This is a genomic window from Leptospiraceae bacterium (assembly GCA_015075105.1).
Classification (GTDB): Bacteria; Spirochaetota; Leptospiria; order Leptospirales; family Leptospiraceae; genus JABWCC01.
Map to the genome: position 1 here is coordinate 1,040,001 of JABTUZ010000002.1, position 14,776 is coordinate 1,054,776.

The following is a 14,776-nucleotide window of genomic DNA, read 5'->3' on the forward strand; positions in this document are numbered from 1 at the left end:
CATTGTAGGGAACGGTGACATTGTAGGGAACGGCGACATTGTAGGGAACGGCGACATTGTAGGGAACGGCGACATTGTAAGGAATGGTGACATTGTAAGGAATGGTGACATTGTAGGGAACGGTGATGTTGTAGGGAACGGTGATGTTGTAAGGAACGATGATATTGTAAGGAACGGTGATGTTGTAGGGAACGGTGATGTTGTAGGGAATGGTGATGTTGTAAGGAACGGTGATGTTGTAAGGAACGGTGATGTTGTAAGGAACGGTGATGTTGTAAGGAACGGTTTGAAACCGTTCCCTACGGGTACGGGTCATAGTTTGTCGGAAATCATTCGCGGATTCAAAACATTTTCATCCAAACGAATAAATGGAACAAAACCGATAGAACAATTCAAATGGCAAAAATCCTATTATGACCGGATCGTACGAAATGAAGTTGAATTGAACCGGATTCGCGAATATATAAAAAACAATACGATGAATTGGGGATTGGACAATGTTATTGTAGGGAACAGTTTTATGGGGGACATATAAATGGAGAAAATTAAATTTGAGAAGATCAATTTTAGAGTTCAGGATTTAATTGAAATTTTGAAAAAATTTCCACAAGACCTACCTGTCTTGACAAGTGGATATGAAACAGGGTTTGAGAATTTTTATAGTCCTAAAATTATCAAAGTTATGCATTTCCCTGAAAATAAATACTGGGATGGAGAATTTCAACCTACAGAAAATGAAGACTCCGAAGGAATAGATGTTGTTGTAATTGAAAGATTGGTAAGGGATAATGTCTGAACCGGTATTTGTGGGTTAATCGGATTTACAGGATTAAATTTTTTCAAAATGAAAAACGAAATTGAAGAGATAATATTGTGCAAAACAAGATTGAAATACCGAAAGTTATTATATGTGAAATTATACTTTAAAAATTCAAAGAGTTATCGATATAAATGAAAGTCCTACTTGATACAAAGGCTACTCGAGTTAGGAATCATTTCTGGTGCGGAAAACGAATTGCGTGGATTGAAGCAAATTACAAAAGAACAGTTTAAATTAATTTTAAAGGAAACGGAAACAAATGAAAGTCTTGTTGTCGATTAAGCCAGAGTTTGCGAGGGTGTAGGAAATTTTGTGTAAAATCCTTTTCCGTTTAAATTTCCATTCTCCCTTCAAAATTTATTGCAAACTGATTAATCGCAGCACCCCAATCCCGGATAGGCATGGTCCATTTTTTTGATGCATTCTGCAGAGCCAGATACAACAGTTTTTTTGCCGCATCATCATTGGGAAATGAAGCCCGGTTTTTGATCACTTTTCGAAGCGTCATATTCAAAGACTCGATTGCATTGGTTGTGTAAATTACTTTTCTGATTTCTGCCGGATAGGCAAGAAAAGGAATTATCTCATTCCATCTGTTTTCCCAGGATTTTGAAATCATCGGATATTTTGAATCCCATTTTTTAGAAAATTCCTGAAGTTTTAATTTTGCTTCCTCAACGTTCACTGCACGATAGATTTTTTTCAAGTCAGATGAAAGCTCTTTTCGATTTTTAAAGGAAACATACTTCAGAGAATTTCTGACCATATGAACGATACAAAGCTGAACTTCGGCATTTGGATAAATAGTTTTAATCGCTTCCGGAAAACCGGTAAGTCCATCAACACAGGCAATCAATATATCCTGCAACCCACGGTTTTTTAGTTCAGTCAGGATTTGGAGCCAGAACTTGGATCCTTCATTTTCTTCAATCCAGAAGCCCAAAACCTCTTTTAAACCGTTCATATTGACGCCGATAGCCATATGAACAGCCTTGTTTTTGACCTGACCATCGTCTCTAATTTTGACCCTCAATGCATCAAGATAAATAATCGGATAGATTGAATCAATAGGTCTGGTCTGCCATTTTACTACTTCTTCGATTACACCATCTGTTACTGTGGAGATCAGATCAGGAGAAACTTCAACCTGATAGATTTCCTGAAGATGAGCCTGGATGTCGCGTGTCGTCATTCCTCGCGCATACATAGAAATTATTTTATCATCAAATCCATTCCAATGGGTCTGGTTTTTCTTGATTATCTTCGGTTCAAATTCGGAATTCCGGTCTCTGGGAACGTCGATTTCCAGGTTTCCAAAATCGCCCTTGATAGTCTTTTTCGAAAAACCATTGCGGGAATTGCCGGCACCATTTTGCCGAGAATGTTTTTCATAACCCAATTCATGGGTCAGTTCCTGCCGCATAGCCTTCTCGACTATAGCTTTGGTTAATTCTTTCAGAAGACCATTTTCACCGATCAATTCTTCAGGATTTTTGTATTCCTTGATCAACTCTTCAAGGAGCTCGTCTTTTCTGGATTTTGTTTTTGCCATATTCTTTACCCTCTTTTATTTTCGGAGTAAAAGATATTTACACAAAATTAATTACACCTTCTTAAAGTCAAGATATGAACGAAACGATGTTATCATTCTTCTATAAGTATATAATCCTTATTGGTTTCGTAGTCTACTCGATAACTCATGGAACTTATTTTTTATTCTTTAAAAATCAGGTTATCTCTGATAAAACTGCTGATTGGGGAAACTTCGGTGACTTCATTGATTGCAGTTGAATATCATTTGCAGGTTAACAATACTATGTATAAAGCTGATGCTGAATGGATACAAATTTTGACTACAATTTGTTCACTCTTCAATCATTTAAATCAGAATTTAATTGAACTAAAAAACTTCGTTCCTGATTCAAAAATACCAGACTACTACAGGTTGAAATATGAAACGATAAATACCCTTCTGAACAAGTTTGGATATGTCCACGAATGGAAATCAGATTGAACATGAAACCCAAATCCTACCAAATCCGAAACAGCACTGCTGAATTTTTAATTTTCACTTCTCAAGCTGGGGAGAGCACAATTGAGGTCATGGTTAAAGATGAAACTGTCTGGCTAACACAGAAAATGATTGCTGCACTTTTTGAAGTAGAGGTGAACACAATCAATTATCATCTTAAAGAAATTTATAAAAGTGGTGAATTGCTCTAAACCGGAACTATTCGAAATTTTCGAATAGTTCAAACTGAAGGCAAAAGAGAGGGAATCGTGACGACTGTGCAAAAACGTTGGGAAATAGTTTTCAGGAAGTTATATACCAGAGAGCATTGGAAATAGAAATGAAATTAGCCGGGATTTCATTCAGAAGAGAATTTGAAATGCCGATTTTTTAACTTGACTTTTGGGGTCAAAAGTGGCTTAATTGAAATGTGGAAGAAATAGAAATAGATTTGGTGGGAGAACTCGGGGCTTCGGAAGCTGGTTCTCCACAAATTCTGACATTGTACATTCCAAGTGTTGATAAATACGGTGCTGATATAGCGAATCAGGATAAATGGGTAGAAGAAGCCGGAATTTTACTTTCCAATATAGGTGGTGGAGTGACTATAAACCCGCCATCAAGAGGTGGATGGAAGTCAAATACCGGTGAAATTATTTGGGATAACACGATTATCCTCTATTCATATATTAAGGCAGAGGATCTGATTCAGAATATAACAAATCTTAAAAAATTTTTGCTCAGACTGGAAAGAGAAACAAACCAAGGTGAGGTTGCCTGTCAATTTGATGGGGTGTTTTATAAAATCATAGATTATGACCAAGAGGTATAGAGTATGAGAATTAAAGTGAATGATTCGAAAAAAGCAACCAAGATTAAGCAAACTACTGTAGAAAAGAAATATTCTCACGAAGAATTTTCCAAGGGAATTGGCGCGAGTGAATTCAGAGAATTAAAAATAGAACATTTAGAACCTCTTACACTTTCAGGAATTTTTCATTCGGCAATAAAAAATCTTAAATCAACTGGAGGCAGACCCGGAAGAATCGGTGATACATATAGAAAGAAGATCCCAATTTCAGATGGCGAGTGGAAAGAGCTTGAGTCCCTTTCGGTTGTGTTGCATAATTTAGGAGTGAATGTTTCTACTGGCCAAGTTGCGGGACTACTCATCGAAAAATCTTTAGAGCAAATCAAGCCTTCTGTTGACGCGATAAATGCAGAGTATAGCCAGTTAGTCCAAGCAGCGGCAAATGCAAAAACCGGAATGGAAGGTTTAGAACCAATAGCCAATATACTCAAAAACGAGTTATTGTATAAAAGATTAGCTGAACTCATTCCGGGTTTAAGTTTATTCAAGGTTGAGAAGCATGTCGCGAAATGAAACCCGATTAAAAAAATTAGAAGATATAGCTAAATCGGAGTGTATTCTTATTAGATATCTGGATCGGATCATAGAAAAAGAATGGAACGGTTTATATTTACGTTTACCTGCTTCAGGAGCTGCAATAGCGATTCGATCTGACCTTACATTACCCCATAAAGTTTGGATTTTAAACGGTTTACCAATAAGAAGTTTAAAGGAGTTATTCAATGAGTATAATCAACCGAGATGTATTTTTGTTATCGCCTAAAAAACCGCTTTTTGACTGGTCAAATAAAATTTTCCCTGATGATCCGATAAAGTTCGACAGGAAACCGTTTGATCACGATGAAGCACATGCCTATTTGATTCCGGAATTGGATAGTCCTAAAGATTTCAAAAAATGGATACAGAAGAATTATCGTCAATTTTTTGAAGAGCAGTTGTTCGGATGGTGTACTGATGAAACTCTCTGGCCAAGGAAACTGACTTTTAAAATGTTTCAGGATTGGTTTGATATTTCTTATCAGTCGATGGTATTTGATACCATCCCTGATGAACCGGTTGAATATGACTGATAATAAACTCGCCGAATCTGAAATCGAAAGCTTTGCAATTGAAACTCTTCAGGGATTGGGCTGGAAGTATGTTCATGGTCTTTCGATTGCACCCGGGGCAGAGGAAGCTCTGAGAGAAAGTTTTTCCGATGTAATTCTTGTTTCACGGCTACGAAAAATTGTATCAAAATTGAATCCTTCTATTCCGCATGACGCACAGGAACAGGCGATTCAAAAAGTGCTACGGATCAATTCTCCGGATATGCTGCACAACAATGAGGAATTTCACAGGCAATTGATTGAGAAGGTGAAGATTCCTTATCAGGAGAACGGATACGAAAGAAGTCATGAAGTGGCTCTGGTTGATTTTGAAAATCCAGAGAATAATGATTTTCTCGTAGTGAATCAATTTACTGTCACCCAGAATAACCAGACAAAGCGTCCGGATGTTTTGCTTTACCGGAAAGATCGTTCTTTCACTCAATAATCCAACGGTTGTAGTGATCACAGACCGCAATGACCTGGACGATCAATTGTTTGAAACATTTGCTTCCTCAAAGCAGTTACTCAGGCAGGAACCTGTTCAGGCAAATGACAGGGATCATCTAAAGGATCTTTTGAAAGTTACGTCAGGCGGAATTGTATTTACAACGATTCAGAAGTTTATGCCGGAAACCGGAAGATCCGAATACGACAAACTTTCAGATAGAACAAATATTGTAGTGATCGCTGATGAAGCACACAGAACCCAATATGGATTTGAAGCAAAGTTCATAGACGAGAAAGATTCAGATACCAAGGAAGTTATCGGAAAGCGTATTGCTTACGGTTTTGCGAAGTATATGAGGGATGCCCTGCCAAACGCGACCTATATCGGATTTACAGGAACTCCGATTGAAAACACTGATGTAAACACTCCGCAGGTTTTTGGAAATTATGTAGATATATATGATATAGCACAATCTGTAAATGATGGTGCAACGGTTAAGATTTATTATGAAAGCCGTCTTGCAAAAGTGAACATTGATCCTGAAGGGAAAAAATTAATCGAAGAGTTTGATAAAGAACTTGAAGAGGAAGAGGATGTAAGGGCGTATCGCGATACGCCCCAACAGGCAAAAGCAAAGTGGACTAAACTTGAAGCAATTATCGGAAGTGAAAACAGGATTAGAAATATTGCAAAAGATATAGTGGCTCATTTTGAATCCAGGCAGGAAGTGTTTTCCGGGAAAGGAATGATTGTAGCCATGAGCCGAAGGATTGCCGTTTTACTTTATCAGGAGATTACAGGGCTTCGACCGGATTGGCACAGTGATGATTTAAAAAAAGGCGTGATCAAAGTAGTTATGACATCAAGCAGTTCTGATGCTTTGGAAATACAGAAATATTATACAACTAAAGGTGATAGAAAAGATTTATCGGAAAGAATGAAAGATCCTTCTGATCCTTTGAAACTTGTGATAGTAAGGGATATGTGGCTTACTGGTTTCGATATTCCGTCACTCCATACTATGTATATTGATAAACCGATGAAAGGGCACAATCTTATGCAGGCTATCGCAAGGGTGAATCGTGTTTTTCAGGATAAACCCGGAGGACTGATTGTCGATTATCTTGGAATCGGGACAGATTTAAAAAAGGCATTGTCTTTTTATTCAGAATCGGGCGGAAAGGGCGACCCTACAAATAATTTAGAAAAAGCAATTGAGCTGATGCTTGAAAAACTGGAAATAGTGAAACAGATGTTTTCAGAACGTGCGTCACGCGATACTAGTCCTGTTCTTAAAGCAGCTTCTTCAGCTAAAATTGTAAAATTTCCTAATTCCCCAAAAGCATACTCCTATTTTGATTACTCACATTTTTTTACTGGAACTACAAGAGAAAAATTGTCCATTATCCTGATGGCAGAAGAGCATATACTCGGGCTGAATGACGGGAAGAACCGTTTTTCCAAAGAAGTGAATTATTTGAGTCAGGCATTTGCTTTGTCTATACCTCATGAAAAAGCAATGGAAATCAAAGAAGAAGTTGCGTTCTTTCAGGCTGTAAGAGCCCGTCTTATTAAATTTGAAAGAACAGGGAATGGTAACGGTAAGTCCGGAATTGAAATTGAAACCACTATTAAACAGATAATTGACAAATCACTGAGTTCAGATAAAGTAATTGATATATTTGATGCTGCTGGAATCAAAAAACCGGAGATTTCGATTTTCTCAGAAGAATTTCTATTAGAGATTAAGGGGATGGAGCATAAGAATCTGGCCCTGGAGCTTTTTAGAAAATTATTGAATGAAGAAATTAAAACTATCACAAGGACAAATCTGGTTCATAGCAGAAAATTACTGGAGATGCTTGAGTCTTCCATTAAGAAGTATCAGAACAATTTACTTACAACAGCAGAAATCATTGAAGAGCTTATTGAGTTGGCAAAGAAAATCAAGGAATCTGATAAAAGAGGCAAAGAACTGAATTTATCGGTTGATGAGCTGGCTTTTTATGATGCACTTGAAGTGAATGACAGTGCTGTTCAGATTTTAGGAAATGATCAGCTTCGAATGATTGCACAGGAAATTGCTGAAAAAGTTAAAGCAAATGCAACAATAGACTGGACGATACGCGAAAGCGCAAGAGCAAAGCTGATGGTTCTTGTGAAAAGAACTCTAAGTAAATATGGTTATCCACCCGATAAACAACAGAAAGCGATTGAGACTGTACTAAAGCAGGCAGAATTGTTGGCAAATAATATTGTAGGAATGTAAGGAACAATTATAATGTAAGGAACGGTTATAATGCAAGGAACGGTTATAATGCAAGGAACAATTATAATGTAAGGAACGGTTATAATGTAAGGAACGGTTATAATGTAAGGAACAATTATAATGTAAGGAACGGTTATAATGCAAGGAACGGTTTGAAACCGTTCCCTACGGCGGGATCTCCACAACCACATACCACTCTCTTCTCAAAGACATATCACAAATCTACAAAGTCGCATTATCTGACGGTAACGAAAACTGGTGAGGGATAAAGATCGAGCAGGGAAATAAGGAGAGGGCTTCGTTTAGAGACAGGATTTTAAAAGAGCTGTCTCGTGATTTGAATAAAAAATTCGGGAAAGGATTTTCTGACCGGAATCTTCGTCACATGCGTAAATTTTATCAAATGTATGATGCACGGGAGATTCATCCGGAACTGAATTGGACTCATTATATACTATTGATGCTGGTTGAGGATTTCGGAGTGCGTTTATCTCTGGAAAAGAAGGCTATCGAGGAATGCTTGACACCAGGTGAATTACGGAAATATATTGATAAAGCAATTTCGCGTCAAACCGGAAAAACAGGTGGTGAAAGTGCAGATGAGTCCCCTCACCTGCCCAACCGCCCAAGTGAGGGACAGGCAATAAAATCAGGGCTAAAACGCCCATTTCTGGGTCTTTACACCTACCGTGTTCTGCAAAATTTTTCTCAAGATTTTGCACACAGTATGCAAAATCTTGATCTCCGATTCAACGTTAAAATGGAGACGTTAGACGACACTGTAAAGCACAAGGTTGGAGCTATTGTTAGAGTCTTGAGGAAGGGCAAAACTTATTCGTTTGAGTCAGGGGCTAATCTAAAGGAGCTTTACACTTACAAAGCTTATCTTGAGAAGGTCGTTGATGGGGATACGTTAGTCGTCAATATCGACTTAGGTTTTCGCATGTTTATTAAGCAGAGGTTGCGGTTGAGAGGATTGGATGCTCCTGAGCTGGGGACGAAACAAGGAGCTACAGCGAAAAAGTTTGTTGAGTCACGACTCAAGGATTTAAAGTTTTTGATTATTAAGACTCACGGGTCGGACAAGTACGACAGGGATCTTGTGGATGTGTTTTATCTGAAAGGTGAGGCTGATGAAGAGGCTGTGATGAAAGGAGGAATTTTTTTGAATAACGAGATGATTGATGAAGGACTGGCTGGGGTTGTTGTCTGAACTGTGATTTTTAGGATTAAAATAATGTTCCCGCAAGGACGCAATTAATTGCGTCCTTACGAAACGTTAGGTGCAGAGCTTTGATGGACTAGCGTTAGGGATGTGTAGGGCTTGGTCGTCCAGCAACACTTTTGCTATTCTACAAAATATTTCTTTACAGGAAAATTTAAAGTGGTGCTGGAGGACGGTAGCGACAGCGAACCCCGTCCCTCACCAGTTTTTCTCGGTAGAATCGTTAACCAAATTGGTAAATCCTAAATCGTCCTTAACGATTTAGTGCAACAGGTATCGTCTAACTCATCTGAAAAATAAAAAGTGGTGAGGAAAAAAATAGAGCAGGGGAATAAGAAGATTTTGAAAAATTTACAAAATCTGTTTTAGAATGCGTTCTTAGTTTGTTAGTCGTTAAGCATCATGTCTTGAGGCTCACTACAAAAAATATCTGTTTTATCATTTGTAAAAGGGTGGATGAACTCTAATCTATGTGAGTGGAGAAATTGTCTATGCCCTCCAGTTTTTTGAATATGCTCTTTTTTTAATCCAGACTCAATAAATTCTAAAAACACAGTTTCGTCTCGTCCATAAATTTTATCTCCTACTACTGGATACCCAAGAGAATGAAGAGTTGCACGAATTTGATGAATCCTGCCGGTTCTCGGGTAGGCAAGCAATTTTGAGATTGTACCTTTTTCTTCAATTTTTTCAAAATGAGTTTCACATCTTTTTGCTTTATCCTCGGTTGCAGTATTCAAAAATATTTTTTTCTTGATAACTTTTGAATTTATATCTTTGGATAAAAAACCAATAGCGGATAAGGCTTCGGGAAATTTTCCATAGACATAGACTATGTAAGTTTTTTTGATTTCTCTGTTTTGAAATAATTTTTGAAGAGCACTCGCAGCCTTAACTGTTTTTCCAAACATTACTATTCCTGAAGTTTCACGATCTATTCGATTAACTAAATATAAATATTTATTATAGTGGCTATTGAGTATTGAAGCAAGATTATTGTTTTTATAACGCCCTGATGGATGTACAGGTAAATTTCCGCTTTTATTAATACCGAGAAAAAATTCATCTTCAAAAACTATTTGATATTTTCCATCTACCTCTCGTTCAATAATTTCAGTAGGAGTAAAAATAATCGTATCGGTTTCATTCAATAGATAAGAGACTTCTCTTGGAATGCCGGACACAGCTATATTTTGATTTTTAATTTCTCTTTGCCATTGCTCATAAGATAGGTAATTGAACTTCTGAGAAAGAAATACATCGAGTCGCTTTCCTGAGTCATTTGGGCCAATCTGATAAGAAAATTGCTCAATCTTGTTCATTTTCTTCAGCAGGTTCTGTTTCTGTTTGAGGAGATTTAGAAGCAAGGTAGCTTTCAAGCGATTTCATTTCATCTACCCTTGAAGGGTAAAACTCACACCCTAAACGGAATAACTTTTCTGTTGACTTTATATTTTTAATTACAGCTCGGTAAGAATTCCTCATATTTTGTGAAAACTGTAAATCAAATATAACAGTAGCCCCATTTGTAAAACTTCGATTCATCATTCTGGTAGGGGAATGCAAAAAACTTATACCATGTGAATTAAGATCAGATACTTCACAGATTTCTTTTGATTCTTGAAATATTCCGGTTTGTATAATTTCTTTTTTAACGGATGTAGCTAAAATATTTATTTCATTGAATGATTTTGTATCTAAACAATTTTCCCCAAAAACCTGAATATACCCCAGTGGAACGTAACCTTTATATTTCATGGGAATGGTGATTTCAGAAATAAATTTATCTTGTAGTTTTGCAATTTTTAGTATTTGTAGATATTCTTCATACGGAAACATATCATTTGGAATAGAATCTTTATCATTTCTGTCTGGAATAAAAATTGGCCTGTCAAAACTCATCATCAATCGAAGACGATTGTCCATTTTGTCGGATAAATAAATATATCCATTCCCAAAAGTTTTTTTTAATTTCACTAAATTAGTCTGCAAGATAGATTCCATATTTTTATCATCAAATTTAAGTGCTTTTAATACATCTGACTGATTTATAATGTTCGTAACAAACACAGAATCAATACTTCCGTCTGGAAGTGAAATTCTTTCATTTCTTCTGACTGCCGGACCAATGATCATCCTATAAGGTTTTAATACTTCAACTCCAGAAACCTCATCTCCACCTACAAATAAAAATTCACCGATAATTAGATGGTTGTTGTGGACAATTGATAATTTTCTTTCTCTTGTGTTGAATGCAATTTTGGGTGAGCGAACAACAAGCCCTTGGGGGCGAAGAGCAATGATTTTAATTGGAAATTCACCGTGGTCAGTTAATATGCTAACGGGAACAATTCCAAATAAAGAATTCACTACTTTATTTATACTTTCCGGGTCTGTCAGCTCTTTTTCCATAAACTAAATGTATATTATAATTTTAATTTTTAAAAATTAAAGTCTTTTTTGTGCGAATTTTATGAAATTTTTGTGACGAGTTGTATGTTGTATTTTCTCAGTAATTTTATTTTACTTTGGCTTTTGTCGTTTTAGTCTATCGTAGCGGATTGTTTTTCTCTTGGAAAGGTAAGCTCCCCCCGCAATCGTGGTTACCGGGGTGGGAACTCCATTCTCGAAGAATCTGCTGGGGAGAATTATGTCCCATTCGGCAAGGTCAAGCACCAACAGAAGAGTAAAAAGAGCGGTCTTTGTGGTACCAAGCCAGTCTGCAAGAATCCCCAATTCAATCCAGTCCTCGTTATTTGGGGTAAAATTCTTCTTCTGCAAATTTTGCCCGACCTCTTGATACGCTTTCTTTACCCTCTCCATCTTCTCAAAAGTCCCCCAAAGAATCACATTTCTGTATCTGTTCAGCAATGCGTGCAAATATTTTCGTCTCGAAAACCCCGTCGTTCTTCTATTGAACTCGTCCATATATTTTGCTGGAACAAGCAAGCTCGATTGGGTTTCTGTAAATTTTTGTGGGTTCATAAATTTCTCCTTAAAGTAAAATTTTCTGCTCTCCTTTATAAGGTAAAAAAAGTTTGCTTTAGAAAAAAAATTTTATCGTTTTTTTAGAAATTTTTTTAACTTTTACAGAAAAAGTCCCAATTCTGTACAAAAGGCGTAATCTCTTGAAATCCCCTAAAACGATGGAGTTCCCATATTTTTGCATAAAAGGTTCACAATTGGTATAAAACATGCACTTTACTTAAAAGAGTGGAGATCCCATATTTTCACACGAAAAGTGCAAAAACTACACTAAACGCGAAATTTCAAAAACTCTACTAAAGCTCAAAACCTCATCCTAAAAGATAAACGTATTTGCAAAGATTCTACCTCCACTATTTCCGACCTCAGACTTCCGTTATCAGTCCTCTGAATTGGAGATCCCATATTTTTGCATAAAAGGTGAACAATTGGTATAAAGCATGCACTTTACTGAAAAAGATGGAGTTCCCACATTTTTGCGTGAAAAGTGAACAATTGGTATAAAACATGCACTTTACTGAAAAGAGTGGAGATCCCACATTTTTGCACGAAAAGTCCCAAAACTGCACCAGAAGTGTAGTTTCCAAATATACAGCAAAAGCAATCAAAATAAACAATTGACTACAAATATATAAGGCTAAAAAAATTACATTTATGAAAAGAATAGTAATACTGAATCCTAAAAGTAAACATGGTCATGCTCAGAAAGTTTTTGAATCTAAGAAAAAAGAGTTAATAAATGATTTGGGTGAGTTTACAATATACTATACTACAGGTCCTAAAGATTGTACTGAAAAAGTCAGAAATGTTTTATTGAAGAAAGAATTCGATCAAATACTCATTGCTGGTGGGGACGGGTCTGTAAATGAAGCTGTAAACGGATATTTTCAAGACGGGAAAGCTATTAAAACTAAAATTCCAATAGGGATCATAAATTTAGGTACAGGTGGGGATTTTATAAAATCTGTTGAAAAAAAATCGAAGGGTTATAAAGAAGCACTTATAAAAAATACCTATAGGATGATCGATTGTGGTGTGACAACCCTCGACAAAACTAAGGATCCAATTTATTTTATAAATATTTCTTCTATAGGGATGGGTGGAGAAGTAAATCGTCAACTGAAAGAATCTTCCTTTCAGATGGGTATAGCCGCTTACTTTTACCACACTTTAAGCGTATTGTATAAGTATGATCCACCAAATTGTAAAATTAAATATAGGTCTCCCGATGGTAAGTGGAATGAATTTGAGTTCGGCTTGACAAATTTATTCGTTTGTAACTCGGAATACAATGGTGGTGGTATGTGGTGGGCTCCAAAAGCAAACTTTGAAGACGGGGTCTTCGATATTGTGCTTGTATCAAAAGTTCCTAAATTAAAACTAGTTGCTACCTCTCACAAGGTATATACAGGCAAGGTAAGCTCTATGCCCGGGGTAAAAGAGTTTCAAGCAACTGAAGTCTTGGTTATACCCGAAAGAACTGTATCTCAAGAGATTGACGGAGAAGTGAGAGAAATTGATTTTCTAAAAAAGCACGATTTTTATTTTAAAATTCTACCAAAATCAATTCCAGTTATAATGTAAATTGGCTGTAACTAAAATTTTACTTTTAAGAAAATAGTCAAAAAATATCAAGGTAGGCGTAATTTGTAAATGAGGGGAATATGAGTAAAAGAATAGAAACAGACTCAATGGGAGAAATCGAAGTTGACTCTTCTAAATATTGGGGAGCACAAACCGAAAGGTCATTACACCATTTTCATATAGGTACAGATAAGTTTCCAAGAGAGATGATAAGGGCCTTGGGTATTTTAAAAAAATCGGCAGCGATCGTAAATTCGGAGCTTGGAATTTTACCCAAAGAGAAATGTGAATTAATTGTGAAAGCTTCTGACGAAGTGATTTCTGGGAAGTTAGACGAGCATTTTCCTTTATCGATTTGGCAGACAGGTTCTGGCACTCAAACCAATATGAACGCGAATGAGGTGATTTCCAATAGAGCAATAGAGATTTCTGGTGGTGTGATGGGAACTAAAAAGCCAATTCATCCAAACGACGATGTAAACAAAGCCCAAAGTTCAAACGATACATTCCCAACAGCAATGCACATTGCAACTGCCGAGCAATTGATGAAGAAACTGATTCCCGCAGTAAAAATTTTAAGAGATACCCTTAAAACTAAATCAGAAAAATTTAAAGATATAATTAAAATTGGAAGAACCCATTTACAAGATGCGACCCCTCTTACCTTAGGTCAGGAATTTTCCGGTTATGTTCAACAACTTACTTATGGAATAAAGAGGATAGAAAAAGTACTTCCTTCTGTTTACAGACTTGCGTTAGGCGGAACTGCTGTCGGTACTGGTTTAAACACCCATCCTGATTTTGCTGTAAAAGCTGCGAAGCAGATCGCAAAAGAAACCGGTCTTGACTTTATAACTGCCGAGAATAAATTTGAAAGTTTAGCTGCACACGATTCTTTAGTGGAGGTTAGTGGAGTACTAAAGACCTTGGCAAGCTCACTTATGAAGATTGCAAACGACATTCGTTGGTTGGCATCTGGGCCTAGATGTGGGATTGGTGAGATTATAATTCCTGAAAACGAGCCCGGCTCATCTATTATGCCTGGCAAGGTAAATCCTACTCAGTCTGAGGCAATGACAATGGTTGCAAGCCAAGTAATAGCCAATGATGTTGCGGTAAACATTGGAGGTGCATCGGGGAATTTTGAATTGAATGTTTTTAAGCCTTTGATAATTTTTAATGTGTTAAATTCTATTCGATTGCTATCAGACTCTTGCGTGTGTTTTGAAGAATTTTGTGCAAGGGGGATAGAGCCTGCTAAAGAAAAAATTGACTACAATTTACACAATTCTTTGATGCTTGTAACTGCGCTAAACCCACATATTGGTTACGACAATGCAGCTAAAATCGCAAAGACTGCTCACAAAGATAATTCTACTCTTTTAGAAGCCGGTAAAAAACTTGGCTTACTCGATGAGAAAAAATTTAATGAGTGGGTTCGTCCCGAAAAAATGATTCAGCCCGGTTTATAA

13 protein-coding genes and 3 pseudogenes (1 of these 16 running past the window's edge) are annotated in these 14,776 nt (G+C 36.8%); 12 read left to right on the top strand and 4 right to left on the bottom strand.

Going from position 1 to position 14,776, the window contains the following annotated elements:
• Together HS129_14715 and HS129_14720 are read left to right on the top strand one after the other, a co-directional pair.
• A protein-coding gene (locus HS129_14715; protein MBE7413289.1) for a transposase crosses the window boundary here: on the top strand, positions 1 to 535 show its 3' portion. The gene continues 29 nt to the left of window position 1, outside the view; the window shows 535 of its 564 coding nt (coding positions 30–564); its start codon lies beyond the left edge, outside the window; it ends in the stop codon at positions 533 to 535.
• Positions 536 to 796: a hypothetical protein gene (locus HS129_14720; protein MBE7413290.1), complete on the top strand. Its 261-nt coding sequence runs from the start codon at positions 536 to 538 to the stop codon at positions 794 to 796.
• A gap of 355 nt (positions 797 to 1,151) precedes the next feature.
• Here the strand turns inward: HS129_14720 and HS129_14725 are convergent, their stop codons facing one another.
• Positions 1,152 to 2,372 carry an IS256 family transposase gene (locus HS129_14725; GenBank protein ID MBE7413291.1) on the bottom strand — a complete coding sequence of 407 codons (1,221 nt, stop codon included), beginning with the start codon at positions 2,370 to 2,372 and terminating at the stop codon, positions 1,152 to 1,154.
• Positions 2,373 to 2,836: 464 nt separating this feature from the next.
• On the opposite strand from HS129_14725, the gene HS129_14730 reads away from it, so the two are divergent.
• The 8 genes and pseudogenes from HS129_14730 to HS129_14765 all read left to right on the top strand — a co-directional run bounded on the left by HS129_14730 (position 2,837) and on the right by HS129_14765 (position 8,723).
• Entirely contained in the window at positions 2,837 to 3,043 is a 207-nt protein-coding gene (locus tag HS129_14730) for a hypothetical protein (GenBank protein ID MBE7413292.1), read from the top strand.
• Between the two features lie 77 nt (positions 3,044 to 3,120).
• Positions 3,121 to 3,222: pseudogene (locus HS129_14735) on the top strand (GxxExxY protein).
• Between the two features lie 39 nt (positions 3,223 to 3,261).
• A complete protein-coding gene (locus tag HS129_14740; protein ID MBE7413293.1) occupies positions 3,262 to 3,663 on the top strand; it encodes a hypothetical protein in 402 nt (133 codons plus the stop codon).
• A 15-nt stretch (positions 3,664 to 3,678) separates the two neighbouring features.
• Entirely contained in the window at positions 3,679 to 4,215 is a 537-nt protein-coding gene (locus HS129_14745) for a hypothetical protein (GenBank protein ID MBE7413294.1), read from the top strand.
• The gene (locus tag HS129_14750; protein MBE7413295.1) at positions 4,202 to 4,465 is read left to right on the top strand and encodes a hypothetical protein; all 264 of its coding nucleotides are present in this window, start codon (positions 4,202 to 4,204) and stop codon (positions 4,463 to 4,465) included. Before HS129_14745 ends, HS129_14750 begins: the two co-directional genes overlap by 14 nt.
• Entirely contained in the window at positions 4,425 to 4,772 is a 348-nt protein-coding gene (locus HS129_14755; GenBank protein ID MBE7413296.1) for a hypothetical protein, read from the top strand. The genes HS129_14750 and HS129_14755 overlap by 41 nt, the downstream gene beginning before the upstream one ends.
• Positions 4,765 to 7,510, top strand: a pseudogene (locus HS129_14760) (HsdR family type I site-specific deoxyribonuclease). Before HS129_14755 ends, HS129_14760 begins: the two are co-directional and overlap by 8 nt.
• Before the next feature lie 175 nt (positions 7,511 to 7,685).
• A pseudogene (locus HS129_14765) lies at positions 7,686 to 8,723 on the top strand (thermonuclease family protein).
• A 398-nt stretch (positions 8,724 to 9,121) separates the two neighbouring features.
• Here HS129_14765 and HS129_14770 read toward each other — a convergent pair.
• The 3 genes from HS129_14770 to HS129_14780 form a co-directional block, all read right to left on the bottom strand.
• Positions 9,122 to 10,057 (bottom strand): RluA family pseudouridine synthase, encoded by a 936-nt coding sequence (locus HS129_14770; GenBank protein MBE7413297.1) that lies wholly within the window; start codon positions 10,055 to 10,057, stop codon positions 9,122 to 9,124.
• Positions 10,044 to 11,147, bottom strand: coding sequence for a PilZ domain-containing protein (locus HS129_14775; GenBank protein MBE7413298.1), 1,104 nt, complete (start codon positions 11,145 to 11,147; stop codon positions 10,044 to 10,046). The genes HS129_14770 and HS129_14775 overlap by 14 nt, the downstream gene beginning before the upstream one ends.
• A 111-nt stretch (positions 11,148 to 11,258) precedes the next feature.
• Positions 11,259 to 11,720: a DUF1564 family protein gene (locus HS129_14780; GenBank protein ID MBE7413299.1), complete on the bottom strand. Its 462-nt coding sequence runs from the start codon at positions 11,718 to 11,720 to the stop codon at positions 11,259 to 11,261.
• A gap of 654 nt (positions 11,721 to 12,374) precedes the next feature.
• Between HS129_14780 and HS129_14785 the strand changes: the two genes are divergently transcribed.
• Both HS129_14785 and fumC read left to right on the top strand, forming a co-directional pair.
• Positions 12,375 to 13,304, top strand: coding sequence for a YegS/Rv2252/BmrU family lipid kinase (locus HS129_14785; GenBank protein ID MBE7413300.1), 930 nt, complete (start codon positions 12,375 to 12,377; stop codon positions 13,302 to 13,304).
• A gap of 80 nt (positions 13,305 to 13,384) precedes the next feature.
• Positions 13,385 to 14,776, top strand: a complete 1,392-nt coding sequence (gene fumC, locus HS129_14790; protein MBE7413301.1) for a class II fumarate hydratase — start codon at positions 13,385 to 13,387, stop codon at positions 14,774 to 14,776.